Below are 26355 nucleotides of genomic sequence, written 5' to 3'. Positions count from 1 at the left end.
GCATGAGCGGAACGGCTTCGGCGCTGACGGTCAAGGAGCTGACGCGATACATCAAACTCAAGCTGGAAGGCGACCCGCGGCTTGCGGACGTCTGGGTGAAGGGAGAAATCTCGAACTTCACGCGCCACACGAGCGGCCATCTTTATTTTACGCTGAAGGATGCCGACAGCCGCATCAAATGCATCCAGTTCGCGTCCAACGCGTCCCGGTTGGCTTTTGCTCCCCGCGAAGGAATGAAGGTGCTGGCCAGGGGAAGCGTCTCGATCTACGAACGGGATGGGCAATACCAGTTTTACGTGCGGGAGATGCAGCCCGACGGGCTGGGCAGCCTGTACCTGGCGTTCGAACAGTTGAAAAGCAAGCTTGCGGCGGAAGGGCTGTTCGACCCGAGCCGCAAACGGCCGATTCCCCGGTTTCCTTCGGCAATCGGGGTCGTCACCTCTCCGACGGGAGCCGCCATCCGCGATATTTTGACGACGCTCGGGCGCCGTTATCCGCAGGTTCGGGTCGTTCTGTTCCCGGTGCTGGTGCAGGGCGAGCAGGCCGCGCCGTCGATCGCGAGAGCGATCGAAGTGTTGAACCGGCTGGGCGAAGTCGATGTGATGATCGTCGGGCGCGGCGGCGGTTCGCTGGAAGAGCTGTGGGCGTTTAACGAGGAGCTTGTGGCGCGGGCGATCGCCGCTTCCTCGATTCCGGTCATCTCCGCGGTCGGGCACGAGACGGATTTTACGATCGCGGACTTCGTCGCCGATCTGCGGGCGGCGACACCGACAGCCGCGGCCGAGCTGGCCGTGCCGCACGTGCTGGAGCTGAAGGCCCAACTGTCGCAGTTCAGGCGCAGGCTGGAGCAGGGCCTCATCGGACGGCTCAGGGGCGAGCGCGAACGGCTGGCGAGATTGGCCCGTTCGCCCGCGTTGACGCAGCCGCACCGGCTGCTGCGGCAGCCCGCCGAACGGCTCGACCGTCTCCGCGAGCGGATGGCGTACCGTCTGGCGGAGCGCTCCGCCCGATCCCGCGAACGGCTTCTGCGTCTGTCGCGGCGGCTCGCCGGACAGACGCCGGAGGGCCGCGCGGCCCTGCATCGTTCGCGCATCCGGGAGCTGGAGCACCGGCTGCAGACCGCCGCCGCGGCTGCCGTGAAGGAGAAGCGCGCGGCTTGGCTGTCGTCGCTGCGGCATCTCGATGCGCTCAGTCCGTTGAAGGTGATGCAGAGAGGTTACGCGATCGCGTACGACGAGAAGGAACGGACCTTGATCAACTCCGTCCGTCAAGTGCAGTTGGGCGACATTTTGAAAATTCGTTTGACCGACGGGAAGCTGGATTGTCACGTATGGAAGCTGGAGGAGTGGGAGCATGGAGAAGCCGAAGGACGACAAGACGCTTAGCTTTGAAGAGGCGATGGACCAACTGGAACAGATCGTGAACCGGCTGGAGAGCGGGGATGTGCCGCTTGAGGCGGCCATCGAATTGTTTCAGGAAGGGATGCGGCTGTCCCGCCTGTGCGGAGACAAGCTGGAACAGGTGGAAAGAAAAATCGAGCAATTGATGGAAACGCCGGACGGAACCGTCGTCCGCAAACCGTTTCTGTCGCCGGAGGAAAGCGGGGACCGGAGATGACAGCAGGAGTGCAGAACGGAGGCGCCGCCGCCGTTGGTTACGATGACGGCAAATTGCCGTTCTCCGAATATATGAAAGAGCGCGTCGCGCTTATCGAAAGCGCGCTCGCCGAGTCGATCCCGGCCGAGTGGAACGTGCCCGAGCGGCTGAAGGACGCGATGTATTACTCGCTGCTGGCGGGCGGCAAGCGGCTGCGGCCGCTGCTCGTTCTGGCGGCCGCCGAGGCGACGGGCGCCGCATTCGTGCCGAAAGCCGCGCTGCTGGCGGGTTGCGCGATCGAGATGATTCACACGTATTCGCTGATTCATGACGATCTGCCGGCCATGGACAACGACGATTTCCGCCGGGGCCGTCCGACCAATCACAAGGTGTACGGGGAAGCGATGGCGATTCTCGCCGGAGACGGCCTGCTTACTCATGCATTTTATACGATGTCGGAAGCGGCTGCGGCCAGCGGTCTGGACGCGCCGCATGCGCTGGCGCTCGTGTCGGAGCTGTCGGCTTACGCGGGCGCCCGGGGTATGGTCGGCGGTCAGGCGGCCGATATGCTGGGCGAGCAGGGCGTGACGAAGCTGGAAGAGCTGGAGTATATCCATCTGCATAAAACGGCTGACCTGATCGTCTGCTCGCTTCGCGCCGGCGCACGGATCGGGCGCGCGACGGAAACGCAATTGGAAGCGTTGACCCTGTTCGGCCGATCGCTGGGCCTGGCATTCCAGATTCAGGACGACATCCTCGATTTGACCGGCGATGAGAGCAAGCTGGGCAAGCCGCTGCACAGCGATGAGAAGCAGCAGAAGGTGACTTATCCTTATTTCATCGGGCTGGAAGCGTCTCGCGAAAAGGTCGGGCAGTTGACGCAAGCAGCCGTCGACGCCGTTGCCGGAGCGGGGTTCGCGAAGCCCGGCCGGCTTCTGGAGTTCGCGCAATATTTGATGAACCGGGATCATTGACGGGACCGGCAGCAACAAAAAACAGCCCTGCGCAGCGGGGCTGTTTTGCGCTATCCGTATGTTTCATCGGTTAAACTGCCTTGCGGGACCAGTCCCCGCTTGCGGATCTCCAGGCGGGCCCGGATCTGTTCGCCGAGCGTGAAGGCGTACAAAGTCTGCAGTTGTTCGTCGCTAATCGACTGAAACTTGCAGCCGTGAACCCGAAGGTTGCCTTCCCCCGTCCTCGAATGGAGCACGAGCAGATGATAGCTTTCCACCTGCTCTCCGATCGGCAGTTCCGCTTTCAGAACGGAGCCGGGGTTTAATTCGTATTCCGGGATATGGAAAGCAATGCCTCCCAGACCGATATCCAGCACATGAATCGGAACCGGCTGATCCAGAACGAGAGGGATGCCTTTCCCGTCAATTATGGAATCAACCGTACCTTGGATCGAGACTGACACCCTGAAGTTTTGCCGGCGCTGCAGCGAACTGTTTTTGATTTCCGGCGGATTGAGAATAATGACCGTGCCGGCCGTTTTGCCGACAATTGCCGATTCAAAATTAATAAGGCCGCCCTTGGCGTAAATCACGACCTTCGCCGACTGGCCCAACCCATAGGTCTCGGCGTTGTCGTTGTCGATTTCGATAATGTCGCCTTCAATGTGCGAGACGATGCCGGTCGATACGAATCCGGCGATCTCCAGCATGACGCTGCGTCCTACCAAATCGGCGCTCATGGTTGTCGAGTTCAAAGCGACACAGCCTCCCGAATGGAAACATTTCTCTCTCAATATACCAGACAGGGGGAGGATGCATCAACCCAAACCCGAGACCCGTTCTCACGCTTCGGCCGGACGCTCAGCCGCCGTTGGGAAGCTGCTCCAATCTCGAATGGCCCGACGTTCGAAACTGGGCGAACAGGTCGATGGCGCCCGTCTTCACGTAATACCCTTCCGGATCGACTGAATACAGCTCCACAATGCCGCAGGACGCCTGAACGTGAATCAGCATGCCGTGAGGCAGCTCGATTAGGCAGGTGCGTTTCTCAAAGTCGTGGGGAACTCGAACCCATTTGCCCGACACCGTCTCAACGAGTTGAGGCCGGTAAAAATTCAGATCAGACTGATTCAATCTCTTGTCACCTCTCTGGATTTGGATGAAGAGAACCCCCCCCCCCGCAACCCATCGACCGATATCCGGTTACCCGCATTGGCGACACGAAATTCAATATATGCGCCGTCCGGCTTTTTCATGTCAGCGCCGCGGCAGGTAAGACAAAAGGACGGGGAGCCCGTCCTTTTGTCTTATTATTGCGATTATCCTCTCCACCCGTTCAGAATCGGCTTCCAGAGCGGTTGGAGACGGGTCAGCCGCATCGTCCTCCGGGCGATCCGGTTCCAGATCCCCATCGGTTTGCGCCGTTCGGACAAGTCCAGCGCGCCTAACAGCACGTGAGCCAACCCAAATCCCAATAATCCGGTTGCCGCCGTCTTGTTGCGGCGCAGCAGGCCTGCTCCGGCGGCCGTGACGACCGTCCCCAGGACCGTTGGCCATAAGCCTTCCCGCATGCCCATTCCTCCTTCGGTGTCTTGAGAAGACATCCTTAGAGTCGCCTGCGGGTTGTCCCGTCATACCCGTCAATCGCTGGCTGGTCGAGAACGGGAACCTCGGAGCTCCCGAGCGGTTAATCCAATACAGCCCGGATATGTTTGGTCGTGACGGCCCAGTGGGAAGCGTTCCAGTACGACTTCTTTTTATCGATCAGGATGATCTGCGGCGACTCATGCTTGACTCCCAAATCCTCCGCGATCTGGTTGGACACGGGGCGCGATTCGACGACGAGCACGATGGCGTAATCGATGTCTTCGCGCGGTTTATCCTTCAGATACGCTTCGAATTCCTCCAGAGCGCTGGCGCTAACGGGACACCGCGTGCTGTGCTTCAGCAGCAGGACGGGGCGGGATTCCGTCGATTCCAGCGTTTGCTTCCATTCTTCGACGGTCGTAATTTCTCGATAAGTTCGCATGAGGCACTCTCTCCTTTTTCGCTATCGGGACATTTGGTGTTAACAGACGGGAGTGCTGGTGTGCAAAGAATCGCTGGGCAAATGCGACGTGCAGTGCGAGCACCGGGTCGCCTTCACCGGAATTTGCGAGCAGCAGTACGGGCATTCCTTGGTCAGCGGCTTGGCTTCGGGCTGATCCGGAAGAAACCGCTGGGTCAGCTTGTTTGCGTAACGCACGATCAGGAAAATGACAAAAGCCATAATCAAAAACTGCACCACATTATTGAGAAAAAGTCCGTAATTGATCGTAATCGCGTTCGTCTGCTTCGTCTTCTCCAGCGTATCTTGCGCTTCCCCGGACAATGTTATAAATAAATTCGTAAAATCGACTTTGCCGGTCAACATGCCGAGAGGCGGCATCAGTATGTCATTGACCAACGAATTGACGATTTTGCCGAAGGCCGTTCCGATAATAACCCCGACCGCCAAATCCAGTACGTTGCCCCGCATGACGAATTTTTTGAAATCCTTAAGCATGTGCGACTCCCCTTCATGTCCGACGGTTATCCTCTATCATCATACTACAAAGCCGATAGCAAAACCAATCGTGAATAGGACGCTTACGCTTCCCTCAAACTAAACGGGGCGGGTTAAACGGGAAGGGCACGCCCGGAAAGGAGGGGGACGCATGACGCCCAACGACAGCTCGTACGATTGCGCCAACGCCGGGGACGATCTGCATCGGCTCAAGCTAGAAATCGCGAGGCTTAGGGGAAGCGGAGACGAAAGCCCGCAGGCTCAGCAGGAACTGAACAGGCTGGAGAACGAAATGGCCTTTATCCGCAATAAATGCGGCATCCACTGAAACATTTTCCAACGGGGGCACGTCTGGAGAAATGGAGGTGATCCCGTTGAATAAGAAAGCAGGGATGTTGACAAGCATTTTGTTGAGCGCGGGACTCGTATTCAGCGGCAGCGCCGCGGCGTTCGACGATGTAAAGGGCTTGCCCGGAGAAAAAAAGCTGCTGGAACTGAAGCAACGAGGTTTGATTAACGGGGTGACGGACCATCAGTTCGCCCCGAAAAGCAAATTAACCGCGGCGCAGGGCGTGCATTTGCTGGTCAAGGCTTTCGATCTGAGCCTGGCGGGCTTTACGTTCGTCAAACAGCCTCAAGCCAGTGATTCGTTCGATTACGTAGCGAACGACGCCTGGTACGCGGAAGATTTCGTTATCGCGGCGCTTAATGGCGTGCCGATTCCGCGCGATATCGATCCGACGGCCGAACTGACCCGGGAGCAATTCGCAGAGTGGCTTATCGCTGCGGTCGACACGAAAGGGAAATACGCGTTTCCGATGATCTATATGACGATCGCGGACGAAAAGGACGTAACCCCGGAGAAAATGAACGCCATCCAGAAGCTTCTGATTACGAAGATCGGCAAGGTTGACGAAGATGGACGTTTCCGGCCGAAGGAAGCGATTACCCGGGCGGAAGCCGCCGTATGGGTGCATGACGCGATCCGGTTCGTCGAAAAGCGGCAGCAGCAACCTGTGAAGCAATACGAGGTGTCCGTGAAAACAGAAGCCGTCACAAAGGATGTCAACAAAGTCGTTTTGTCCGCCGATCTGCCGAATCCGGGATACGGGCTGCGGATCGAATCGGTCCGATTCACCGTCGACAACGTCGCGGTTATCGGTTACCGCGTGATCGAGCCCGATCCGGATAAAATGTATCCGCAAGTCATTACGAAAGCCGAGGCCGTTACCTACGTGGACGCTCGGTACAAGCTGGAGACGGTCCAGTTGAACTGAGATCCGGGGCGCCCGGCGGGAAGGGAGCGCAGCCCTCATGGAGAACAAGACGCACAAGGGCAACTACAAGGGAACCAATCATATGGAGGCCGAAAACCAGGATATGGCCTTCGTGAACGACACGCTTGAGAACGATCCCGCGGAAAACGCCAAGGCCGGAGCAATCGGCAAACGCGAAGAAAACTGACAACCGGAGCGGCATAAATTTGCCGCTCCGATTTATTTGCAATTTTTTTGGATAAAATGGTTGACACCGGCCATGCGGTTAAAGTATTATACTACTTGTCGCCGCGAACGGCGGACGGAAATCGGACATGATCTGTTAGCTCAGCTGGGAGAGCACCATCTTGACAGGGTGGGGGTCAGTGGTTCGAGCCCACTACAGATCATCGGAGAAACCCTTGCGAAGCAAGGGTTTCTTGTTTCGCCGACCCGCTTCGCGGGTGAAAGGAAGCCGGTTCGGCGAAAATATTTTCCGGGAACAATCTTGACTCATTCCGTTTGTTATGGTAAGTTATTGTATGTTGTCTCTTAAACGACGCGGGGTGGAGCAGTCCGGTAGCTCGTCGGGCTCATAACCCGAAGGTCGCAGGTTCAAATCCTGTCCCCGCAATTATAATGGCAGCCGGGCCCTTAGCTCAGTTGGTTAGAGCGGTCGGCTCATAACCGATTGGTCGCAGGTTCGAGTCCTGCAGGGCCCATATGAATACACGCGGTCGATCCGGCGCAAAACGCCATATGTCTTTACCCCTTGGGGTGAATGGCATATGGCGTTTTGCGTTCGCAAGCGCGCCGATGAGCTGCGGCTGAAGGAAGTACGAAGCGATTAACTGGCGGAACCGCATATGGGCCGTGTACTGTCTACAGACCGGCCATGAGGAACGGCGGGGCATCCACCGTCAGGAATGTTACACTTATACAAAGAAGGAAGGAGGCTTAGAGTCGAGATCGGAAGGGCGTACGATTAAATAAGCAAGGGAAGGTGGTGCGTTTTACTTCTTTTTCAAATTCTGAAGACAGCCGAAAAAAGCGCATCATCCTCGAAGGACGATGCGCTTTTTCTTCTCGAATGATCTGTAGTGGGCTCGAACCACTGACCCCCACCCTGTCAAGATGGTGCTCTCCCAGCTGAGCTAACAGATCACGTTTCGATTTAATTTCGCTGCCGTTTTTCGGCGGCAAGAAGTATAATATCAGATGGGGCAGTCGCTGTCAACACCAAAGAGCAAAAAAATATTTTCATGAAAAAAGCGCCGCTTACGAAGGCGACGCCGGTTCTTCTTGCCCGTCCGAATCGGAGGCGTGTATATAAGCGATCAACGCGATGTTGCCGCCGTAAGCGGCGCCCATTCTTCGCTCCAGCTCCCGGATCTCGTCGAGCCAAGGGCTTCCCGCGGGCAAGGGCGCAATCTCATATGCTTCGTAAGACTTGGTCACGTTCCGTTCACCCCCTCGCTTCGGCTTAGTTTTTCCCAACCGTCCTCGCGGTATGATTCCGGAACAAAAAAGCGGCTGGCCGGAACGGAACGTTCTGCCAACCGCTTTTTCGTCGGATCGGTTCATCAAGCTTCGACGGTGAATTTCGCTTTCATGGTCGCGTGGCCGGTGCCGCAAGGAACGATGCACAGGATCTCGTAGGTGCCCGGCGCGGAGAAGGTGACTTCCTTCGACAGATTCGCGCCCTCCAGCTTCACGTCCAGGCCGACGATTTCGATGCCGTGCTTGCCTTCGGCGTTCACCAGTTTCAGCGTTTTGGTTTCCCCGACCTTCACTTTATATTCTTCCTGGTCAAACTTGAAGTTCGTGGCCGTGATCCGCAGTTGATTCGGATCCGCCGCTTCCGCTTCCTCCGCACCGGACTGTGCGTATTGGACGCCCATAACGGACAGCCCGACGACGCTCGATACGATGAGCAGGGCAAACAACAGCCATTTCTGCATGACCCAATCCTCCAACCTTTTCTTTGTTGACTATTCTCTTATATTAGGCGCACTTATCCGGGGAATCAAGAAAGAGACGCATTTATTTTTGACAAAACCTTGAACATTCATCCCGGCGCGTCGCGGTCACGGTCGGCGCCGAACAGCGATACGATCGTATCCTCAAGTTTGCGGATAATTTTGCCGAATCCGTACCCGATGAGAAACGCCAAGCCGACTTGAGGCAGAAGCGAGGCTTTGACGGTAATGATCAGAATCTCGCTGCGGAACAGCAAAATGCCCATGACGCCCAACCCGCCGCTCAAGACCGGACGCATCACATACCAGATCCAGTAGCGGTTCGTGTCAAGCTGCGACCGGACGGCAAAATGAATGAACAGCCGCAGGCAATACAGCGTGCCGCCCATGCAGCCGGCCGCGAAGTACATCAGGTTGATGTCAAGCCGGGTCGAATCGAGCGCGGACGAACCGCTCTCTCCGTAGTCGCGCAGCAATATGACCAAACCCGCCAGAGAAGCGGCGAAGACGACGGACAAATAAGCGACAATCCAGCGGGCGGATACGGAGCGATGCCAGGGTTCGTTCGGGGCGGGAGATTTCGTCATCGGCGCTGCGTTCATGGGATACGCCTCCTTCTTGCGGCCGCTTCCCATACCGCTCGGGCGGAAGGAAGTGGGTCCATATACCCACCTTATGCTCACTCCTCAATCCTTAGTCGCAAAGCTTTTTCGCGTCGAAAGGAGGGAAACTCTTTACAGGTGGAGTATTACTGTAGTAAGAGATCAATCTCCTGGTGGTGGTGCCCTTTGTCCATTCGAATCTGGATTTCGTTCTACGTGTTGTTCGTGCTCGTCATAACGGGATTCAAGGGGTTATATGGAGATGTTTGGGTGGTGTTGGCGGGGATCGCGTTGGCGGTATCCCTGCTGCTGACGAAACACCCGTTATGGGTAGCTGCCGCTACAGCGTTAAATGCGCTGCTTCACGCGGAGGTCGGCACCCACTTCTGGATCGCCATTTACTACTGGCTGATGGGGGAGAACAATTTTTTGCGGCCGTCGTTGCTGCGCTCGATGCCGGTCTGGAGCTCGAACCTCCTGCTGTTGATTTTGCACCGGTGGTCCCTGCAAGGGAACGACCTTTATCTTTTTGCGACAACCGCGGCGGGCGATCTGCTGATCGGCTGCTGCGTGCTGGCCGTCACGTCGAACATGCGGAAAGCCGTCATCAAGACGAAGGAGCAGTACGAGGAGAGGGCGAGGCTGTCTTCGCACGACTCGCTGACCGGGCTGTACAACTACGACATTTTTCACAAACGGCTGGAGATGCACCTGTGCGAATACGACCGCCTGACGGTGCTGCTGCTCGATTGCACCGACCTGAAGACGATGAACGATACGCAAGGGTTCAGCGAAGGAGACCGGCTGCTGAAGCAGATCGCGGACGTGCTGCGCATCTTTTTCCCGGATGCGCTCCTCATCGCCCGATACGGCGGGGACGAATTCGCCATGGCGATCCGCAACGACGAAGGCGGCAGGTCGCTGGAGACGATCCGGCAAAAACTGGACGTCGATATCCCGAAACTGACGGGCATTCAAGTTACATACGGCATCGCCACTTACCCGGTCGACGGGCTGACGAAGGACGACCTGATCGTCGTGGCGGAGAAACGGCTGTTCTCCATGAAGAGGGAGATCTGGCTGCAGCGGGAGGATCATCTGCTGCGGTCGGAAAAAATGAGGATGGTCGGGGAACTGGCGTCGGGCATGGCGCACGAGATCCGCAATCCGCTGACGACCGTCAGAGGTTTTTTGCAGATCGCCAAATCCAATCAGTACAACATCGAACCGTGGTATGACCTGATGATGCAGGAAATTACGCGGATGAGCGAGCTGACGGCCGAATTTCTGCAATTTTCCAAGCCGCACGCCTCGTCTTACCGGCTGAAGCCGCTGAACGGCTGCATCGTTCGGGTGATGCAACTGATGGAGAGCGAATCGATCCGAACCGGAATCTCGATCGTATATACGGGTCCCGAGGAGCCGGTATCGGTGCTGATGGACCCCGACAAAATCGTTCAGGTGCTGCTGAATCTGGTGAAAAACGCGTACGAAGCGATGGAGGACGGCGGCACGGTGACGATCGACCTGTCGGTCCGCGGCGAATACGCGGTGCTGGAAGTCAGGGACCAAGGAAAAGGCATTCCGGAGAAGGAGCTGGAGAAAATATTCCGGCCTTTCTTCACGACCAAGGAGTTCGGCACGGGGCTGGGGCTGTCGATCTGCCAAAAAATCGTGCAGGATCACGAGGGGATTATCGAGGTCGAAACAGTAACAGGGCAAGGTACAACCTTTCGGATTACCTTGCCCTTGGGAGTCGCGCAGAAACACGCGTAACGGTACGGTTATGCGTGAAGGGATTCGTTACAGCAGCAAAAATTTGGAGGACATCAGCCGCTCGATTCCTTGTTTCGTAATTTTCGCCATGAAGTGCCGGCCCTGCTTGCGCAGGCGGATCCAGCCCTGGTCGGCCAAATATTCGAGAGCAAAAAACTTCTCGGGATTAATCGAGATGAGATTATCGGGAACGATGGCCTGCTTCCCTTTTTCCGAAAGGAAAAATTGGTAAAATTCCTGGAGCAGTCCAAGTCGAATATGTTCTCGTTTGCCGGAGCGCATCAGCAATCCCTCCCTGACAAAAAACGTGTAACTTATTTTATTAGAATAATTCTAATGGAACAATAACAGATGAGAGGGGTTCTCGTCAAATCTTTGGACTTGACTTTTGCAATCTTCTTGATCTTTTTTGACAAACAGGTGAACGGACAGATTGGGCGGAAGGGCGCAACTCTTTCCGATCCGCGGAGTATACACTAGCAGAAGTCAAGTTCTGGAGGGTTCAGTCCGCATGAAATCGAAATGGAAACCGATCGCAACGATTGCCTTAGCCTTGTCACTCGCCGGTACGGGAGTCGTATATGCCGCGTCTTGGCGAGATACGGCGGTCGGGGTCAGCGTCAACGGGTCCAGGGTGTCGTTCGGCGACGGGGTCGGCGCCCACTTGGTGGAAGGAAGCGTCGTTCTGCCGCTTCGCAAGATGGCCGATTCCTTGCTGGCCATGGTGTCTTGGCAATCGGGAGAAGCGAAGATTTACAGACCGAACGTCCATCTCGTTGTAGCCGAGGAAGTCACGAGGGAAGGGGATTCCTATACGATCGAGCATCCGTTCGGGAAAATTTCTCAAGGATCGCGTAAAAAATTCACCGTATTCGCGCAGATCGACGGCTTGCGGACGGATATCGAATCGTTCCGGCTGCGCGTCCTGACGCCGGGCGGCGCGGTTGCCGACGACTCCGGCGCGCTGCAGGCAGGTTCTTCGGTGAATAACTTCTGGTCGTTGTACGGGTTCAAGGTGGACTTCGACAGCGCCGGAGAATACAAGGTGCAGATGCTGATGAAGCTCCCGGGCGAAGCGGAGACGGTTGTCGCCGAGAAGGCGATCCTCTGCGAATAATCCCGAAGAGCCGTTTGACCGCGTTCTTCCCGCATGGTAATATGTAGGGGAGAATTCGAAGGAAATGAGGGCTGCCGATCATGGCCAACCACGAGCACGAGCACGACGAGAATTGCGGCTGCGAAGAAGAGGAAGTGTTTGTCGTCACGGACGAAAACGGTGTCGACCATGAGATGATCATGGTGTTCACCTTTGAAGCAGACGAGCATGCCTACGCCGTGCTCCTGGACCGCAACGATCCGGAAGCGGACGGCATTATCTTCAAACTCCAGGAGGAGGGCGAAGAGGCCTACCTGGTTCCGATCGAGGACGATGCGGAATGGGAACGGGTGGCGAGCATATACGAGCAACTGGCGGCCGAGGAGAACGAGGGCTGATCGGGCCGGGATCTGTTGCTTGGATATAGAAGGAAGCGCAAAAAGCCTGCCGGGCGAGTACCCGGCAGGCTTTTGCTCGATAACGGGGAAGTTCCGCTCCGCTCCGGCGGCCCGAACCTACTTCCGCGGATTGTAGTACAGCACGCGGCCGTTGAACAGATGGAGCTCGGCTTTCAGTTGCTTGGCGAGGTATTTGCAGAATTCGTTCGCTTTGCCTTTGTCGCCGTGCGTGCAATCCTCGTGCAGCGTCACTTGGACGTGATGGCGCTCCTTGCCGTTTACTTCGCGCTTGCCGACTCCGAACAAAATATAGCGGTATAAATGATTGATTCCTTTTAAATAAAACCAGCGTCCTTCGCCTTCGGGTTTCGTCTCCACGACGTAAGGAAAGGCGGCCTCTTTATAATCCCAGCCGAGCTGCTTGCCGGTTTTGGCCGTCTGTTCCTGATAGCGTTCCAGCCAGCCCCGCAGTTCGTCCAACGTAAGCGATTCGACGGCGGACCCGTCCACAAACGTAATGAAAGCGCTTTGACTCATCGGCGATCGTCCTCTTTCCCGTTGGTTCTTGCTCCCATCATAGCATGTCCTCGGACGGCCGACAACCGCGCGTTCCGCTTCCTTCCCCGTTTCAGGTCCAACTTTTTGCCGAATGAACATCTTCACACGGTCGGACGGATATGATATAGTTATCAATACCTTTCGGATTGAAGACGGAAAATTTCGAAAATAATGCGGGAGGTGCTCGGATGTTCGAGAAAATTTACGATTCCGTTGAACAAGCGCAAGTCCAATACATCGGATATATATCCGATGCGTCCAAGTACGATTTTGCGATTGTATTTTCGAGCCATTTTTTCGGCAAGCCGCTGGTGGTCTGCCTGCAGACGAACAGAGCTTCGATTCTCGGAACCGACGATCTCGACGACCTGCCGCATCTCTTGAAGCTGTTTGATATCAAAGATTTGGAGGAAGGCAAAGAATTGGCCGATCTGCTGCGTAGACGGATGCCCGAACCGCACTTCGACGACCCATATTGACGGAAGCGCCCGCGCAAAAACAGCCCGCCCGATCCGGACTGACGGATCGGGCGGGCTTCAGTATTTTTAGAAGATCGGTTTTCGTTCCACGATGACTTTGATATTTTTGACGCTGCGGTCTTCCGGGCCTTTGACCGGCAAGCCGACCTGAACGTGCTCCATAATGAAGTCGATGTTCTCTTGCGAGATCACTTCTCCGGGCAGCAGGATCGGAATTCCCGGCGGGTACACATAGATGAATTCGGCGATAATGCGGTCTGCGGATTCTTCGAACGGGATGACCTCGGTATCGCCGTAGAACGCGTCGCGCGGCGTCATCACGAGCTGCGGGATCGGCGGCGTCTTGATCACCAGCTCGCGCGCCTCCCGCGTATTGTGGAACACGCGCGACATCTCCGCCAGCGCCTCCACCAGCCGGGATACCGTCGATTCGTCGTCGCCGGGGGTGACCAGGCATAGGATGTTGTACATGTCGCTCAGTTCGATCTCGATGTTGTAGTGGTCGCGCAGCCAGTTTTCCGCCTCGTAGCCGGTGATGCCCAGATGGCGCACGTGAATGGTCAGCTTCATCGGGTCGTAGGCGTAGGTCGCCTCCGTGCCGAGCAGCTCTTCGCCGAAGCAGTACAGCCCCGGTATGCCGTTGATGCGGCGCCGGGCGTTCTGGGCGAGTTGGATCGCTTTCTCCGCGATCTCCCGGCCATGCAACGCGAGATGCCGCCGCGAGCAGTCAAGCGAAGCCAGAAGCGGATAAGACGTCGACGTCGTCGTCAGCATGCTGATGATCGTCTGGATGCGCTTGGCGTTAACCCTCGTGCCCTGAACGTTCAGCACCGAGCTCTGCGTCATGGAGCCTCCGAGCTTGTGCACGCTGGTCGCGGCCATATCCGCGCCCGCTTGCATTGCCGACATCGGAAGAGTATCATGGAAATGCATCAGGACCCCGTGAGCTTCGTCGACAAGCACCGGTATGTCGTAGCTGTGGACGAGATCGACGATTTCCTTTAGGTTGGCGCATATGCCGAAGTACGTCGGATTAATGACGAGAACGCCCTTGGCGTCGGGATGGCGCTCCAGCGCTTTGCGCACGGATGACAGCGTAATCCCGTGATCGATCCCGAGCCGCGTATCGCGTACGGGGGAGAGGAATACGGGTTTCGCCCCCGCGAAGATGATTGCGGACAAGACGGACTTATGGACGTTGCGCGGCACGATGATTTTGTCTCCCTGGGAGCAGACGGACAAAATCATGGTCATGATGGCCGTGCTTGTGCCTTGTACGGAAAAAAACGTATAATCCGCGCCGAACGCGTCGGCGGCCAGCCGCTGCGCTTCCTCGATGACGCCTGTCGGTTGGTGCAGGTCGTCGAGCGGTGCGATGTTGATGAGGTCGATGGATAACACATTGTCACCGACGAATCGGCGGAATTCCTCGTCCATGCCGGCCCCTTTTTTATGGCCGGGGATGTGGAATTGAAGCGGTTGGTTGGCCGCGTGTCGCTCCAGGGCGGAGAACAGCGGAGTGCGCGTGTGGTCCACGGCTGCACCTTCTTTCTGCTATACATATCCGCATAAGATGCGTTGAACAATCAAGAGTATATCAAATGTGACCGGGGATGCAAGTCCCGCAGGAGGAGATCTTTTGAAACCGCTCGGGAAAGCGCGATTGGCGGCATCGGAAACCGGCTCCCGGTTCGTGCTCCAGCTTCTCGCCATCATGTTTTTGGTCGAATTCGTCAAAGGCGCGCTGCTGGTCAGCGTCCTGCCGCTGTACTTGGACAATGTGCTCCGGTTCAGCGGCTTTCTGATCGGTCTCACCTTTGCGCTTCAATATATGGGAGACAACCTGTTCCGAAGCCCGATCGGCTGGGCGATCGACCGGATCGGCTACAAGCCGGTGATGTTCGCCGGCGTGCTGTTGACGATGACGTCCGTAAGCCTGCTCAAATGGTCGTCCGACCCGTTCTGGGTCGTCGCGGCATGCGCCCTGCTCGGCGTCGGCACGTCGCCGCTGTGGCCGTGCGTCATGACGGCCGCTACCTCGCGCGGCGGAGAGAAGGCGCAGAGCACCGTGATCAGCACGATCTATCTGGCGTGGTTCTCCGGGGTCGGAATCGGTCCGATCGTGATCAATTTTTTTGAAGATGTTCGCTACGAGACCCCTTTAAACATATTGCTGGCGATGAGCGCCGCGGGCATCGCTCTGGCGATGACGCTCCCGCGGGGAGAGCGCTCCTCCGACCGGGCGGACGGGCAGCCGGAACAAGCGGGGCCCGCTCCGGTCGGACGGGGGCGCATCGGCCGGATCAAGGCGTATTTCGCCGAAGCGCACGCCGCGCTTACGGTTCGTCCGATTTTTTATCCGGCGCTGTTTCTGCAGACGTTCGCGCTTGGTTTGCTTATTCCCGTCTTGACGATCTACGCCCGCGAGGTTCTGCATTTTACCGCGAAGCAGTACAGCCTGCTGCTTCTGATCGGCGGCGCCGTAACGGCGCTGCTCATGGTGCCCGTCGGCCGCATGTGCGACAGGTGGGGGATCATGCGGTTTTCTTCGGCGGGATTTTTGCTGAGCGGGGGGGCGCTGCTCCTGTTTACGCTCGGCCGCGATTTCGTTTATGTCGTCGCGATGGTTGTTTTGCTGGGGACAGGCTATGCGCTGCTGATCCCGGCCTGGAACGCGCTTGTCGCAACTGCGGTGCCCAAGGAGAAGCGGGGAGCGATCTGGGGCTTTTTCCTGACGATCGAAGGGCTCGGAACGGTCTCGGGTTCCGTTGCTTCGGGCCTGCTCCGCGATTGGGCCGGCCATGAGGCTCCGTTTATCGTCAGCGGAACCGTGCTGCTTGTCTTGTTCGTGGCGCAATTATTTATTTTTCCCAGGAGGCTTCTCACATCATGAATCAACGACTGCTCCTTGTCGCGGCGATCGTCTTTCTTGTTTTTGTCGGATTCGGCATCATCATTCCGGTGATGCCGAGCCTGATGAGCCCGACGCATCTGTCCTGGATGCTCGCCGCGTATTCGGTTGCGTCCTTCCTCATGTCCCCGGTCTGGGGAGCCTTGTCGGACCGGATCGGCCGCAGGCCGGTGCTGCTGCTCGGCTTGACGGGTTTCGCGGTCAGCTTCGCCCTGTTCGGCCTCGCATCGGGCGAGTTGTGGCTGATGTACGTTTCGCGGCTGCTGGGCGGATTGTTCTCGGGCGCGACGATGGCTTGCGCCGTCGCTTATGTCGCCGACATCACAACCGAGGAGAAACGAACCTCCGGCATGGGCTTGATCGGGATGGCGATCGGCCTCGGCTTCGTCTTCGGCCCGGGCATGGGGGGACTGCTGAGCGCCTTGGGCAGCTCCGTTCCTTTTTTTGTGGCGAGCGCCCTGACGGTGGGCACGCTGCTGCTCGCCTCGGCCAAGCTGCCGGAATCGCTCTCGCCCGACAAGCGGGGAAGAACCCGCGCGGCCGGCCAATCCCGATGGAGCGCCTTCCGGGGCGTGCTTCGGCCGCTGTACATGCTGTCGTTTATCGTGACGTTTTCCATGACGGGGATGGAAACGACGATCTTTTATTTCCTCGGCCATGCGATCGATGCCGATTCGCGGGATATGGGCATTTTGCTGACGATCAGCGGCTTGGTCGGCGCCTTGATTCAAGGGGGAGTCGTGCGGCGGTTCGTCAAGCGCGGCGACGAGGTCAAGGTCGTCTCGATCGGCCTCGTGCTTTCCGCCGCGGGATTGTGGCTGCTGCTGGCGTCGTCGAGCTTCTGGACGTCGGCGCTGTACCTGAGCGTGTTCGCCGTCGGCAACGCGCTGATCCGGCCCTGCGTCACCTCGCTGATTACGCTGAAGGCCGGGAACGATTACGGGGCGGCATCCGGTTTAAGCTCCGCGATGGACAGCTTGGGGCGTATCGTCGGCCCGCTGGCCGGAGGGTATTTGTACCTGGCCGGGATGAATTGGCCGTTCGCGGCGGGAGGTCTCTTGTGCCTGCTGTCCTTGGGATTTGTCGTCTGGTTCATGCGGGCGGACCGGACCGCAGAGGTAAAAGCGAGCGCATGAGCGAAGAAAAAGGGGGTGTCCCACGGGCCGATGCGGCCTGCGGGGCACCCCCTTCCCGTTCTGGCGGCTCACGGCGAAGGCAAGTCCCGGGATTGGATCGAGCGATACTCCAGCCATTTGCCGACGGCTTGCTCCAGCCGGGAACGCAGCCCGTCGCGCAGCTCCTCTTCGTTTACGCCCTTGGAAGCCGCGGTTCCCGTAATGGAAGCGCCCTGGCGGAGATGCTGCACGAGCTCCGCTTTGTCCAGGCCGAGCGATTGGGCGACCTGGGCCCAATCGGGCCGGAGCGGCTGGCGGCTCTTCGGCCGGCGGTTCAGGAAGGAGCGGGCCAGTTGGTCCCACCGCTTCCTGATTTGTGCGGCGCTGTCGGACGGAATCCGGTCGGTCGCGACGGCTTCCTCCAGCTTTTTCAGCCGGGGGGCCAGCAGCTTGCGGATAAAAGCATCCGGCGAATAGCCTGCGTCGGCGACGACTTCGGCGGCGCTTTTCGTCCGGAGGCGGCGGGCAAGCTCCCGCGTCCCGATGCCCAGCAGCAACGCCGTCTCTTCGAAGTAGGGCAGCGCGTCGCGCTGCGAGCGTTTGCCCGCGCGGCTGACCGCCGAAGCTTTGTCCTGCACGACAGCGGAACGGTCCGCCGCTCCGAGCGAGCGGTCCAGACTGGGAGCGGTTCCGGAATAGGCTCCGATCCAGAGTCCCCCTCCGATCATAAAGGAAAGCGCCAGCGCGCTTAACATGCTTTTTTGCGTCTTGATATCCATCATTCCACCTTCTTTCGTCGAGAGATTGTTAAGTATCCGGAGGTTGCTGTCGTTATGATGTTCGGCATCCGCTCGGAATCTGTCGCGGTTGTCGCGGGAATCGGTTCTTGTCCTTGAGAGAGGACGGCGGAACGATTCGCCCGGACTATCTGAATTATAACATGTCCCGGCGTCCGAATTCCTTAAAGAAACTAAAAGAAACTTAAAAGATCGAAATGTTGCCGCTCTTCGCCGTTCTCCGGGCGACCGTCAGGAGGTTGCCCGGACGGCCAGGCGATACAGCGGCAGCAAGACGTCGAACGCTTCGCTCACCGTCTCCAGCAGACGGTTCCCGTCCGCCGCCGTCTCGCTGTCCCGGGGCAGATGAATGCCGCACAGCAGCTCGGCCTGTTTGACGCCGGCCAGTCTGCGGAACAGTTCCTCCAGATCCCGGTCGGACAGATCGGACATCCGCACGGCTTCGGGTCTCATATGGTTGCCCGACCAGACGAAATGAGCGGGGATAAGGCCGCGGATGTCCCGAATCCGCTCCAGCAGCTTCCCGGCGAACGCCTGCTTATAGGGGTATTCGTAGATAACGGCGAATTGCGCGAACAGGTGCGTCGACCATAAGCCGACCTGGAAATGAGGCAGCGCCTTGTATCCGCGCTTGGAGCTCGACCAGGCGACCCAACTGTCGTCCGGAGGGTTGATCGTGCGCCGGGCGTGCTTGGCGACGTGCGCATACATCGGTTCGCCGCAGCGCGCGGACAGCTCCGGGGCGAGGGAGTCGCCGACGGCCTGGAGCTTGGGGCGGACTTGCCCGATCAAAGCCTGCATGCGCGCTTCAAGTCCGGGTATCGTAAAGACATCGAAATCGGACGATTGGAATCCTATTACATGATGGTTCATGATGAGGGGGTCCTCCTGTTAAACTTTTCTATCCGCTCTACCGATAATATCATAATGGGAAGCAACCCCAAAATCCGGACGGGCGTTCGGCTCTGTCCGCAACAATGAGGTGATGCGGCTTTGAAAAACCGGGTGCGCTGGAAAGCGGCGGGCTTGTCCGCCGCGCTTATGCTGTCGTTCGCCGCGGGCGTTTGGGCGGATGACGGCATACAGAAGGTCGAAGCCTACTTGCGTAAGGATTTCAAGGTGACGCTGAACGGCAAAAAACAAAACCTCGAGCACACGCCGCTCGTGTATAACGGCTTCAGCTATTTGCCTGTGCGCGAAATGTCGCGCCTGCTGGGCGCAGAGATCACTTGGGACGAGGCGGGCAAAACGATCGGCATCATCCGGCCGACGCTGACTCCGGCGCCTACGCCGGCGGTCAGTCTGAGGCCGTCGCAGACGCCTCCGCCCGTCTCGACGCCGACCCCGCTGCCCTCGGACGATCGGGATCTGCAGGAGATCTGGGACGCGACGCCGACCGAGATGAAGCTGGAGCAGATCGTCCGCTATCAGGTGACCTATCAGGGCAGGCCGGCGTCCTGGCTCGGCAATGTGTACAACGGAACGATTTTTGTGCGCGTCGAGGACGCGGCGTTAAGCGGCTTGACGGTGTCCGGCCTGAAGCTGACGCAGGAGAAGCTGACCGAAACGCCGTACGTATCGATTGATCTGCTTCGGACGCATATGACCGAGCAGCCGTTTTTCCAAACGGAGCCGGGGCCGCTGGTCTACGGCGAGACCGATCCGAAGAAAATCGAAGTCATCAAAAATTATTTGGGCTCCTACTCGGACATTACGCACGAAATTCGCGCCATGGGCAACAACACGTACAGGCTGCTGGTGGAATACCCGCAGTTTACGGGGGACGGCAAATGGAGCTACCGAATCTTGACGCTGTCCCCGAACAATACGGCCAACGGCTGGTACATCTCCTCGGCTTCCTCTTCTTCGCTGCCGGGAGCGTTCAAGACGTCGACGCCGACGCCATAAAAGCTCCGGCCGAACCGGCTTGTTTCCCCGCATTACGGGGGACGAGCCGGTTTTTTTTCTCCAATTTTTCCGGTCCCCTTCAAAAATCGTCAATAATCCAAGTTGCTGTTTCATAAAATCGGTAATAAGATAGAGGTAAGAGCTAAGTTGTCAGAACATTCAGGCACAAGTGGCAGGAAGGCGCCTCACGGTTTCATCCGCTTCCGTCAAACCGAACTGCACCGGCGCTAGGAGGGGATTGCGGTGAACAAAGGGTACGAAGTGGAATATTGCAATCTGGAGCTCCGTTTCGACCGTCGGCAAGTGCGAAGTTTCATCAAGTCGTTGATTCAGGAAGGGTACTCGCTTTACTGGAATGAAAGCGAATCGCAATTCATCATCTCCATCCGGACGGGGCGCAAGCTGGTCAAGTTGAAGTTTCAGCGGTTGGGCGAACGGTACAAAATTGTCGGAGACTATTCATTCAAGGACGAGAAGCTGTCGGAGCTGCTTGAGAAAATGATCGGCGATACGCGAGGACATGCCATCGTGAAACGATTCCGCGACCGACAAATCCTGATCGAAAACATCATGTTCGGCGAAATCATCCGCACGGTGGAAATTGTGGGGGTGGATCATAAAGTGTTGTACCAAAAAAATCATTCCGTAACGTTCGAAGAGATGGTGCAGGCGTTCAAAAACAAGCGCGCCGAGGAACGTGCGGCCGTGCTGAGACTGGAAATCGACTACGAACTGGCGACGCTGCACGAAGCCCTGCAGCGCCAGGATGAGGAGCAGGCGGCCGCCAGCAAGGAGAAACTCGCCGTCATGAGGGTGGAGATGCTTCAATTGGAATTGTGAACGAACGGGGACGGCCGCGAGAGCGGCCGTCTTGTTTGTATGGCGGGAAACCTGGAGCAGCGCGTCCGATGTCCGGATCACGCAAATGATTATTGTTAACGTGTGCATATTATGATAAGATGAATCCGGAGGTGACGGGGATTGAGCGTTACGATCAAGGATATCGCTCGTATGGCCAACGTTTCGCACACGACCGTGTCGCGGGCGCTGAACGACAGTCCGCTGATCAATGCCGAGACGAAAGAACGGATCAAGCAAATTGCCCGTTCGCTTAATTATACGCCGAACTTTAACGCCAAAAGTCTCGTGCTCGAACGATCGTACAATATCGGCTTGTTCTTCTCCACGCTGCGGTCGGGGACGTCGGCCACGTTCTTCTATTCCGCCGTGGCCGGTGTCAACGGCTTGATTCACGGCAAGTACAACCTCGTCGTCAAAGGAATTGACGACTATCTGGAAGGCGCTCCCCTGTCGCGCAAGATGTTCGACGGCATTCTCGTCGTCAGCCAAAGCTCGGACGATATGGGCTTTATTCGCGCTGTCCGGGAAGCGGGCATTCCGCTGGTCGTCCTGAACCGCTCGCCCGAAGGCGTCGCCAGCATAAGGGCCGACGACCGCATCGGCTCCGACCGGATCACGCAGTACATGATCGACCAAGGGCATACCGAGCTGGCCATGATCGAGGGCATGCCCGGCTTCAGCTCGTCTTACGAGCGCAAGCAAGGGTTTATCCAGGCGCTGGTCCGCAACGGCATCGATCCGGCTCCGCACCGTTTCGTTCCCGGCAACTACGACGTGGAGAGCGGTTACCGCGGCATGCGTCTGCTGCTGGAGCAGGAGCGGCTGCCGACGGCGGTGTTTTGCGCCAACGACGATATGGCGGTCGGCGCGATGAAGGCCGTCCAGGAAGCGGGGCTGAAGGTTCCGGACGATATATCGCTGGCGGGCTTTGACGACAGCAGCTTTGCGCGATACTTGACGCCCGCGCTGACGACCGTCCGCAGACCGATCGAACAGATCAGCCGGCTGGGAACCGAACGGCTGCTCGACATGATCGACCGCAAGACCCGGCCGGACAAGGCCGAAGCCGAGCTGATCGACACCGTGCTGGTTATCCGCGATTCCGTCAAACGCATCACCCGTTAAGCGAGACCATCATCCAACCGTATCAAGGAGGACACACCCATGTCTGCATGGACGCAAGCGATTGAAGCATTAAAAGCCGGCCGTGTTCCGGAGTCTACGGGCGAACTGAAAGTGTATCCCCGTTCGTATGCGGAATACGAGGGCACCAGGCTGGTAATGGCGAAGGCCGGATACGACAAAGCGATTTTGGCCGCAGGCGCAAGCCCGCTGTTCGACGCTCTGGAAGGGCAAGCCGAAGCCGGCGGCAAAGTTTGTCCGCTGACGCACGCCAACCGTCTCGTCCTGAACGAATATTTCCCGTGGACGAAACCGCGCGCCTTCGGCACGCAGATTGCGACGATCGGGCTCGGCGACCGTCTGGGTCTGGCGGCTCCCGGGCATATTAAAACGGTTGCGGGCCGCGACGTGCGCCCGATTCTCGCCCAGCAAAGCATCCGCGAGCTGAACCTGACGGGCCGCAACTACAAGGAAGTCGTCGACGCCGCTTGCTTCGGCGCGTTCCAGGAAGGCTACCGCGACGGCTTCGGCGCGGACGGCGACCATCTGAAGGTGGACTCCGACATACAAATGGCGATGGATCTCGGCTTTACGATGCTGACGCTGGACTGCTCCGAGAAAATCGACAATACCATCGAAGGGTTGGACGCCGCCGCCATCGAATCGAAGTACGCGGCGCTCCCGCAGGAGGTTCGCAGCCGTTACGAAAGCCGTTATTTGAACCGGTCGTTCGACGTCGGCGGACACGCCATCTCGTTCGACCGCGCGGCGCTGATGAAAAACGTGCTGATCTACGGGCAAGCCATCGAATTTATGGTGTACGTATACGAAACCTATATTACGAAAGCGGGCCGCGAGGTAGACTTTGAAATCTCCATCGACGAGACGATGACGCCGACCGATCCGGAGTCGCATTTCCTGGTCGCGAACGAGCTGTACGCCCGCGGCGTGACGATCTACAGCATGGCGCCGCGCTTCTGCGGCGAGTTCCAGAAAGGAATCGACTACATCGGCGACCTCGCGCAATTCGAGCGGGAGCTGATCGTGCACGCGGCGATCGCCGACCATTTCGGCTACAAGCTGAGCATCCATTCCGGCAGCGACAAATTCAGCGTATTCCCGATTATCGCGAAATACACGAAAGGGCGCTTCCACGTCAAAACGGCCGGCACGAACTGGCTGGAAGCCGTCCGCACCGTCGCGAAGGTCAACCCTTCGCTCTACCGCCGCATGCATGCTTACGCCCTGGAGCATTACAAGGAAGCGCTCGCGTATTACCACGTCACGACGGACTTCGCGGCGATCAAGCCGCTCGATCAGGTGGCCGACGAGGATCTGCACACGTATATGGACGAGAACAACGCCCGCCAAATGATCCATATCACGTACGGCATCCTGCTTCAGGCGAAAGACGCCGACGGCCGTCCGCTGTTCAAGGACGAGTTCTACCGGACGCTCAGCGACCAGGAAGAAGCGTACGAGGCTTCCCTGCGGAGCCATATCGGCAAGCATCTGGAGCTGCTCGGCAAGTAAAATATCCGACTGGAGGTCCACACCATGAGCGAAGTCATCCGGCAAGTGCTGAAGGATATCCCGATCCCGAAAATGGTGCGCATCCGCCAGCGGTTTGACGGAACAAAGATCGAAAACCCGGCGGCGGAATTGGAGGCGAAGTTCGCGCAGTCCGACGTGCTGAAGCGCATCAAGCCCGGCGACCGGGTGGCGGTCGGAGTGGGCAGCCGCGGCGTGGCGAACATCGCGGCGTTCACCCGGGTCACCATCGACGCGATCAAGTCGGCGGGAGGCGTGCCGTTTATCGTGCCGTCCATGGGCAGCCACGGCGGCGCGACGGCGGAAGGGCAAGCCGAAGTGCTGCATCATCTCGGCATTACGGAAGAAGCGATGGGCGCGCCCATCCTGTCCTCGATGGAGGTCGTCAAGATCGGAGAGCTTGAGAACGGGCTGCCCGTCTACGTGGACAAATACGCTTCGGAAGCCGACGCCATCGTCGTCATCAACCGCGTCAAGCCGCATACGGCCTTCCGAGGGCGCATCGAGAGCGGCCTGATGAAGATGATTGCGATCGGCCTCGGCAAGCAGAAGGGCGCGGAGGCGACGCATCAGCTCGGGTTCAAGTATATGGCGGAAAACGTGCCGAAAATGGCGCGGGTCATGATCGAGAAGCTGCCGATCCTGTTCGGCGTGGCCGTCGTCGAGAACGCGTACGACGAGACGTGCCGCATCGAGGTTATTCCCGCCGAAGAGATGGAGGAGCGGGAGCCGGAGCTGCTAATCGAGGCGAAAGCGCGCCTTCCGAAAATCCTGTTCGACCAGATCGACGTGCTTGTCGTCGATTATATCGGCAAAAACATCAGCGGCGACGGCATGGACCCGAACATCACGGGCCGTTATCCGACGCCGTATGCGAGCGGCGGACCGGACGTCTCCAAGATCGTCGTGCTTGACGTGACGAAGGAATCCAAAGGCAACGCGAACGGCGTCGGCACGGCCGACTTCACGACGAAGCGCCTGCTGGACAAGATGGATCACGCCGGCACGTTTATGAACGGCTTGACGTCGACCGTATGCGCACCGACGAAAATCTCCACGTATTTCGAGAACGACAAGCTTGCGATCCAGGCGGCCATCAAGACGTGCAACATCCTCGATTACACCAAATGCCGTCTCGTGCGCATCCGGGATACGCTGCACCTGGGCGAGATCGAGATCTCCGTCAATATGCTCGAAGAAGCGCGCAACCATCCGGATATCGAAATATTGACGGAACCATACGAATGGACGTTTGACGAAGAGGGGTATTTGCCGAAATGACTCAGATTCAACCGCAAAGCGTGGTCGTGACGGTCGACCTCGGCACCACGAGCACCAAAACGATGGCGGTGACGCGGGAAGGTCGCATTCTCGCGTCGCATTCCATCGAATACCCGCTGCATACCCCGATGCCGGACCGGGCGGAGCAGGACCCGGACGAAATATTCCGGGCGGTCGTCGCGGGCGTGCGGGCCGTGACGGACAAGGCGGGCCTTCGGCCCGAGGACGTGCTGTGCATGTCCTTCAGCTCCGCGATGCACAGTCTGATCGCCGTAAGCGCCGACGGGCTGCGCCCGCTGACGCCCTGCATCACCTGGGCGGACAACCGGAGCGCGCCTTATCTTCCGGTTCTGCGGGAGAAGGCAGACGCGTTGGCCCTATACAGGCGCACGGGAACGCCGATTCATCCGATGTCGCCGCTGCTGAAGCTGATGTGGCTGACCGACCGCGAGCCGGAGCTTTACCGGAATACTTATAAATTTTTGGGCATCAAGGAATACGTGCTCGCGCATCTGTACGGCCGGTTCGTCATCGACCATTCGCTGGCGAGCGCAACCGGGATGTTCAATCTGGAGAAGCTCGACTGGGACGAGGAAGCGCTGGCCGTCTCCGGAGTCGGCCGGGAGAAGCTGCCGGAGCCGGTTCCGACGACGTATGTTCTTGAAGGCTTGAATCCGCGCTACGCGGCGGAGATGGGGCTGAGCCCGTCCACGCCGACCGTCGTCGGGGCGTCCGACGGCGTCCTGGCCAATCTGGGCGCCGGGGCGATGGAGCCCGGCGTCGTGGCGGTGACGATCGGTACGAGCGGCGCCGTGCGCGGCGTCGTCAACAAGCCGTTGACCGACCCGGAGGGCCGGCTGTTCTGCTATGCGCTGGCCCCCGGCTATTGGGTGGTCGGCGGACCGATCAACAACGGCGGCGTCATGTTCCGGTGGGTGAGGGACCAGCTCGCGACGCTGGAATCGGCGGAAGCGAGACGCCTCGGCGTCGATCCTTACGACCATCTGACGGAGATCGCGCGTTCGGTGGCCCCCGGTTCGGACGGCTTGCTGTTCCTGCCGTTCCTGATGGGCGAACGCGCGCCATACTGGAACGCCAACGCGCGCGGGACGTTCTTCGGCCTGACGCTGGCGCACGAGAAGAAGCATATGATCCGGGCCGTGCTGGAAGGGGTCATGTACCGCATCCAGTCGATCGTCGCGCCGCTTGAGCAGCTTAGCGGCCCGACCCGCGAGGTGCGGGCGTCCGGCGGATTCGCGAGATCGACCTTCTGGCGGCAGATGCTGTCCGACGTGCTCGGCACCAGCGTTACGGTGCCGGACGCGATCGAAAGCTCGGGCCTGGGCGCCGCCCAATTGGCTTTGCTCGCGATGGGACAGACGAAAAACTTCGACGGCGTGCACGAATGGGTCAAGGCGGGCAGCCGCCACGAGCCCGATTCTGCGGCGCATGCGAGATATAAACAGTTGACGGCGATCTACATGAACGTGTACCATCAATTGAAGGACTCATTCGATGCCATCGCCGCGTATCAGAACAACACGCAATTCGGGAACGTGACGAAAGGATGA

Annotated in this window: 30 protein-coding genes, 4 tRNA genes and 1 pseudogene; 21 read left to right on the top strand and 14 right to left on the bottom strand. The window is 58.4% G+C overall.

The window, feature by feature from the left end; all coding sequences use genetic code 11:
* Window positions 1–2 precede the first annotated feature (2 nt).
* The 3 genes from xseA to FE781_RS02295 all read left to right on the top strand — a co-directional run bounded on the left by xseA (window position 3) and on the right by FE781_RS02295 (window position 2570).
* Window positions 3–1385, top strand: a complete 1383-nt coding sequence (gene xseA, locus FE781_RS02305; protein WP_138788012.1) for an exodeoxyribonuclease VII large subunit — start codon at window positions 3–5, stop codon at window positions 1383–1385.
* Window positions 1354–1617 carry an exodeoxyribonuclease VII small subunit gene (gene xseB / locus FE781_RS02300; protein WP_138788011.1) on the top strand — a complete coding sequence of 88 codons (264 nt, stop codon included), beginning with the start codon at window positions 1354–1356 and terminating at the stop codon, window positions 1615–1617. The genes xseA and xseB overlap by 32 nt, the downstream gene beginning before the upstream one ends.
* A gap of 71 nt (window positions 1618–1688) precedes the next feature.
* Window positions 1689–2570 carry a polyprenyl synthetase family protein gene (locus FE781_RS02295; RefSeq protein ID WP_138788116.1) on the top strand — a complete coding sequence of 294 codons (882 nt, stop codon included), beginning with the start codon at window positions 1689–1691 and terminating at the stop codon, window positions 2568–2570.
* Between the two features lie 50 nt (window positions 2571–2620).
* Here the strand turns inward: FE781_RS02295 and FE781_RS02290 are convergent, their stop codons facing one another.
* The 5 genes and pseudogenes from FE781_RS02290 to mscL all read right to left on the bottom strand — a co-directional run bounded on the left by FE781_RS02290 (window position 2621) and on the right by mscL (window position 5094).
* Window positions 2621–3304, bottom strand: coding sequence for a PilZ domain-containing protein (locus FE781_RS02290; protein ID WP_138788010.1), 684 nt, complete (start codon window positions 3302–3304; stop codon window positions 2621–2623).
* Window positions 3305–3410: 106 nt separating this feature from the next.
* Window positions 3411–3683, bottom strand: a complete 273-nt coding sequence (locus FE781_RS02285) for a hypothetical protein (RefSeq protein WP_138788009.1) — start codon at window positions 3681–3683, stop codon at window positions 3411–3413.
* Window positions 3684–3967: 284 nt separating this feature from the next.
* A pseudogene (locus FE781_RS02280) lies at window positions 3968–4120 on the bottom strand (asparagine synthase); the annotation flags it as partial.
* A 116-nt stretch (window positions 4121–4236) separates the two neighbouring features.
* Entirely contained in the window at window positions 4237–4578 is a 342-nt protein-coding gene (gene ytxJ, locus FE781_RS02275; protein WP_138788008.1) for a bacillithiol system redox-active protein YtxJ, read from the bottom strand.
* Between the two features lie 39 nt (window positions 4579–4617).
* Window positions 4618–5094, bottom strand: coding sequence for a large-conductance mechanosensitive channel protein MscL (mscL, locus tag FE781_RS02270; RefSeq protein ID WP_138788007.1), 477 nt, complete (start codon window positions 5092–5094; stop codon window positions 4618–4620).
* Between the two features lie 151 nt (window positions 5095–5245).
* Here mscL and FE781_RS02265 point away from each other — a divergent pair, with 151 nt between their 5' ends.
* The 6 genes from FE781_RS02265 to FE781_RS02245 all read left to right on the top strand — a co-directional run bounded on the left by FE781_RS02265 (window position 5246) and on the right by FE781_RS02245 (window position 7072).
* Complete coding sequence (locus FE781_RS02265) at window positions 5246–5422, top strand: DUF2524 domain-containing protein (RefSeq protein WP_138788006.1); 177 nt, start codon at window positions 5246–5248, stop codon at window positions 5420–5422.
* Window positions 5423–5468: 46 nt separating this feature from the next.
* On the top strand, window positions 5469–6371 hold the full coding sequence (locus FE781_RS02260; RefSeq protein WP_170209395.1) for an S-layer homology domain-containing protein: 903 nt from the start codon (window positions 5469–5471) through the stop codon (window positions 6369–6371).
* A 37-nt stretch (window positions 6372–6408) separates the two neighbouring features.
* Complete coding sequence (locus tag FE781_RS17365) at window positions 6409–6558, top strand: hypothetical protein (RefSeq protein ID WP_170209394.1); 150 nt, start codon at window positions 6409–6411, stop codon at window positions 6556–6558.
* Between the two features lie 129 nt (window positions 6559–6687).
* A tRNA-Val gene (locus FE781_RS02255) sits at window positions 6688–6760 on the top strand.
* Window positions 6761–6910: 150 nt separating this feature from the next.
* Window positions 6911–6984 (top strand) — tRNA-Met (locus FE781_RS02250).
* Between the two features lie 14 nt (window positions 6985–6998).
* Window positions 6999–7072, top strand: a tRNA-Ile gene (locus FE781_RS02245).
* Between the two features lie 369 nt (window positions 7073–7441).
* Here FE781_RS02245 and FE781_RS02240 read toward each other — a convergent pair.
* The 4 genes from FE781_RS02240 to FE781_RS17360 form a co-directional block, all read right to left on the bottom strand.
* Window positions 7442–7514: transfer RNA gene (locus FE781_RS02240), tRNA-Val, on the bottom strand.
* A 114-nt stretch (window positions 7515–7628) separates the two neighbouring features.
* Window positions 7629–7808: a hypothetical protein gene (locus FE781_RS02235; RefSeq protein ID WP_138788004.1), complete on the bottom strand. Its 180-nt coding sequence runs from the start codon at window positions 7806–7808 to the stop codon at window positions 7629–7631.
* 125 nt (window positions 7809–7933) lie between these two features.
* Window positions 7934–8311: a cupredoxin domain-containing protein gene (locus tag FE781_RS02230; protein WP_138788003.1), complete on the bottom strand. Its 378-nt coding sequence runs from the start codon at window positions 8309–8311 to the stop codon at window positions 7934–7936.
* Between the two features lie 107 nt (window positions 8312–8418).
* Entirely contained in the window at window positions 8419–8931 is a 513-nt protein-coding gene (locus FE781_RS17360; RefSeq protein ID WP_170209393.1) for a hypothetical protein, read from the bottom strand.
* Window positions 8932–9117: 186 nt separating this feature from the next.
* On the opposite strand from FE781_RS17360, the gene FE781_RS02220 reads away from it, so the two are divergent.
* Window positions 9118–10707 (top strand): ATP-binding protein, encoded by a 1590-nt coding sequence (locus tag FE781_RS02220; protein WP_170209392.1) that lies wholly within the window; start codon window positions 9118–9120, stop codon window positions 10705–10707.
* Between the two features lie 27 nt (window positions 10708–10734).
* On the opposite strand, the gene FE781_RS02215 is transcribed toward FE781_RS02220, so the two are convergent.
* Window positions 10735–10989: a hypothetical protein gene (locus FE781_RS02215; RefSeq protein WP_138788000.1), complete on the bottom strand. Its 255-nt coding sequence runs from the start codon at window positions 10987–10989 to the stop codon at window positions 10735–10737.
* A 229-nt stretch (window positions 10990–11218) separates the two neighbouring features.
* Between FE781_RS02215 and FE781_RS02210 the strand changes: the two genes are divergently transcribed.
* Window positions 11219–11824 carry a hypothetical protein gene (locus FE781_RS02210; protein ID WP_138787999.1) on the top strand — a complete coding sequence of 202 codons (606 nt, stop codon included), beginning with the start codon at window positions 11219–11221 and terminating at the stop codon, window positions 11822–11824.
* An 80-nt stretch (window positions 11825–11904) separates the two neighbouring features.
* On the top strand, window positions 11905–12201 hold the full coding sequence (locus FE781_RS02205; protein WP_138787998.1) for a DUF1292 domain-containing protein: 297 nt from the start codon (window positions 11905–11907) through the stop codon (window positions 12199–12201).
* A gap of 117 nt (window positions 12202–12318) precedes the next feature.
* Here FE781_RS02205 and FE781_RS02200 read toward each other — a convergent pair whose 3' ends face one another.
* Window positions 12319–12738 (bottom strand): DUF1885 family protein, encoded by a 420-nt coding sequence (locus FE781_RS02200; RefSeq protein ID WP_138787997.1) that lies wholly within the window; start codon window positions 12736–12738, stop codon window positions 12319–12321.
* A 209-nt stretch (window positions 12739–12947) separates the two neighbouring features.
* Between FE781_RS02200 and FE781_RS02195 the strand changes: the two genes are divergently transcribed.
* Window positions 12948–13238, top strand: coding sequence for an SAV0927 family protein (locus FE781_RS02195; RefSeq protein WP_138787996.1), 291 nt, complete (start codon window positions 12948–12950; stop codon window positions 13236–13238).
* A 66-nt stretch (window positions 13239–13304) separates the two neighbouring features.
* Here the strand turns inward: FE781_RS02195 and FE781_RS02190 are convergent, their stop codons facing one another.
* A complete protein-coding gene (locus tag FE781_RS02190) occupies window positions 13305–14774 on the bottom strand; it encodes an aminotransferase class I/II-fold pyridoxal phosphate-dependent enzyme (RefSeq protein WP_138787995.1) in 1470 nt (489 codons plus the stop codon).
* 103 nt (window positions 14775–14877) lie between these two features.
* Between FE781_RS02190 and FE781_RS02185 the strand changes: the two genes are divergently transcribed.
* Together FE781_RS02185 and FE781_RS02180 are read left to right on the top strand one after the other, a co-directional pair.
* Window positions 14878–16131, top strand: a complete 1254-nt coding sequence (locus FE781_RS02185) for an MFS transporter (RefSeq protein ID WP_246067998.1) — start codon at window positions 14878–14880, stop codon at window positions 16129–16131.
* Window positions 16128–17285 carry an MFS transporter gene (locus FE781_RS02180; protein WP_138787994.1) on the top strand — a complete coding sequence of 386 codons (1158 nt, stop codon included), beginning with the start codon at window positions 16128–16130 and terminating at the stop codon, window positions 17283–17285. Before FE781_RS02185 ends, FE781_RS02180 begins: the two co-directional genes overlap by 4 nt.
* A 68-nt stretch (window positions 17286–17353) precedes the next feature.
* Here the strand turns inward: FE781_RS02180 and FE781_RS02175 are convergent, their stop codons facing one another.
* Together FE781_RS02175 and FE781_RS02170 are read right to left on the bottom strand one after the other, a co-directional pair.
* Entirely contained in the window at window positions 17354–18043 is a 690-nt protein-coding gene (locus FE781_RS02175; protein ID WP_138787993.1) for a hypothetical protein, read from the bottom strand.
* A 249-nt stretch (window positions 18044–18292) separates the two neighbouring features.
* Window positions 18293–18934 carry a YktB family protein gene (locus FE781_RS02170; RefSeq protein ID WP_138787992.1) on the bottom strand — a complete coding sequence of 214 codons (642 nt, stop codon included), beginning with the start codon at window positions 18932–18934 and terminating at the stop codon, window positions 18293–18295.
* Between the two features lie 120 nt (window positions 18935–19054).
* Between FE781_RS02170 and FE781_RS02165 the strand changes: the two genes are divergently transcribed.
* The 6 genes from FE781_RS02165 (at window position 19055) to FE781_RS02140 (ending at window position 26355) form a co-directional block, all read left to right on the top strand.
* Window positions 19055–19969 (top strand): stalk domain-containing protein, encoded by a 915-nt coding sequence (locus tag FE781_RS02165; RefSeq protein WP_138787991.1) that lies wholly within the window; start codon window positions 19055–19057, stop codon window positions 19967–19969.
* 243 nt (window positions 19970–20212) lie between these two features.
* On the top strand, window positions 20213–20809 hold the full coding sequence (locus FE781_RS02160) for a hypothetical protein (RefSeq protein WP_138787990.1): 597 nt from the start codon (window positions 20213–20215) through the stop codon (window positions 20807–20809).
* 141 nt (window positions 20810–20950) lie between these two features.
* On the top strand, window positions 20951–21955 hold the full coding sequence (locus FE781_RS02155; RefSeq protein WP_138787989.1) for a LacI family DNA-binding transcriptional regulator: 1005 nt from the start codon (window positions 20951–20953) through the stop codon (window positions 21953–21955).
* Window positions 21956–21994: 39 nt separating this feature from the next.
* Window positions 21995–23485: a tagaturonate epimerase family protein gene (locus FE781_RS02150; RefSeq protein WP_138787988.1), complete on the top strand. Its 1491-nt coding sequence runs from the start codon at window positions 21995–21997 to the stop codon at window positions 23483–23485.
* A gap of 24 nt (window positions 23486–23509) precedes the next feature.
* Window positions 23510–24784 (top strand): nickel pincer cofactor-dependent isomerase, group 22, encoded by a 1275-nt coding sequence (locus tag FE781_RS02145; protein ID WP_138787987.1) that lies wholly within the window; start codon window positions 23510–23512, stop codon window positions 24782–24784.
* A complete protein-coding gene (locus tag FE781_RS02140) occupies window positions 24781–26355 on the top strand; it encodes a gluconokinase (protein WP_138787986.1) in 1575 nt (524 codons plus the stop codon). Before FE781_RS02145 ends, FE781_RS02140 begins: the two co-directional genes overlap by 4 nt.

The organism is Paenibacillus thermoaerophilus (assembly GCF_005938195.1).
GTDB classification, from domain to species: Bacteria; Bacillota; Bacilli; order Paenibacillales; family Reconciliibacillaceae; genus Paenibacillus_W; species Paenibacillus_W thermoaerophilus.
Note: the sequence above shows the minus strand (reverse complement) of the source record. Positions and strands in the feature narration are given on the sequence as shown.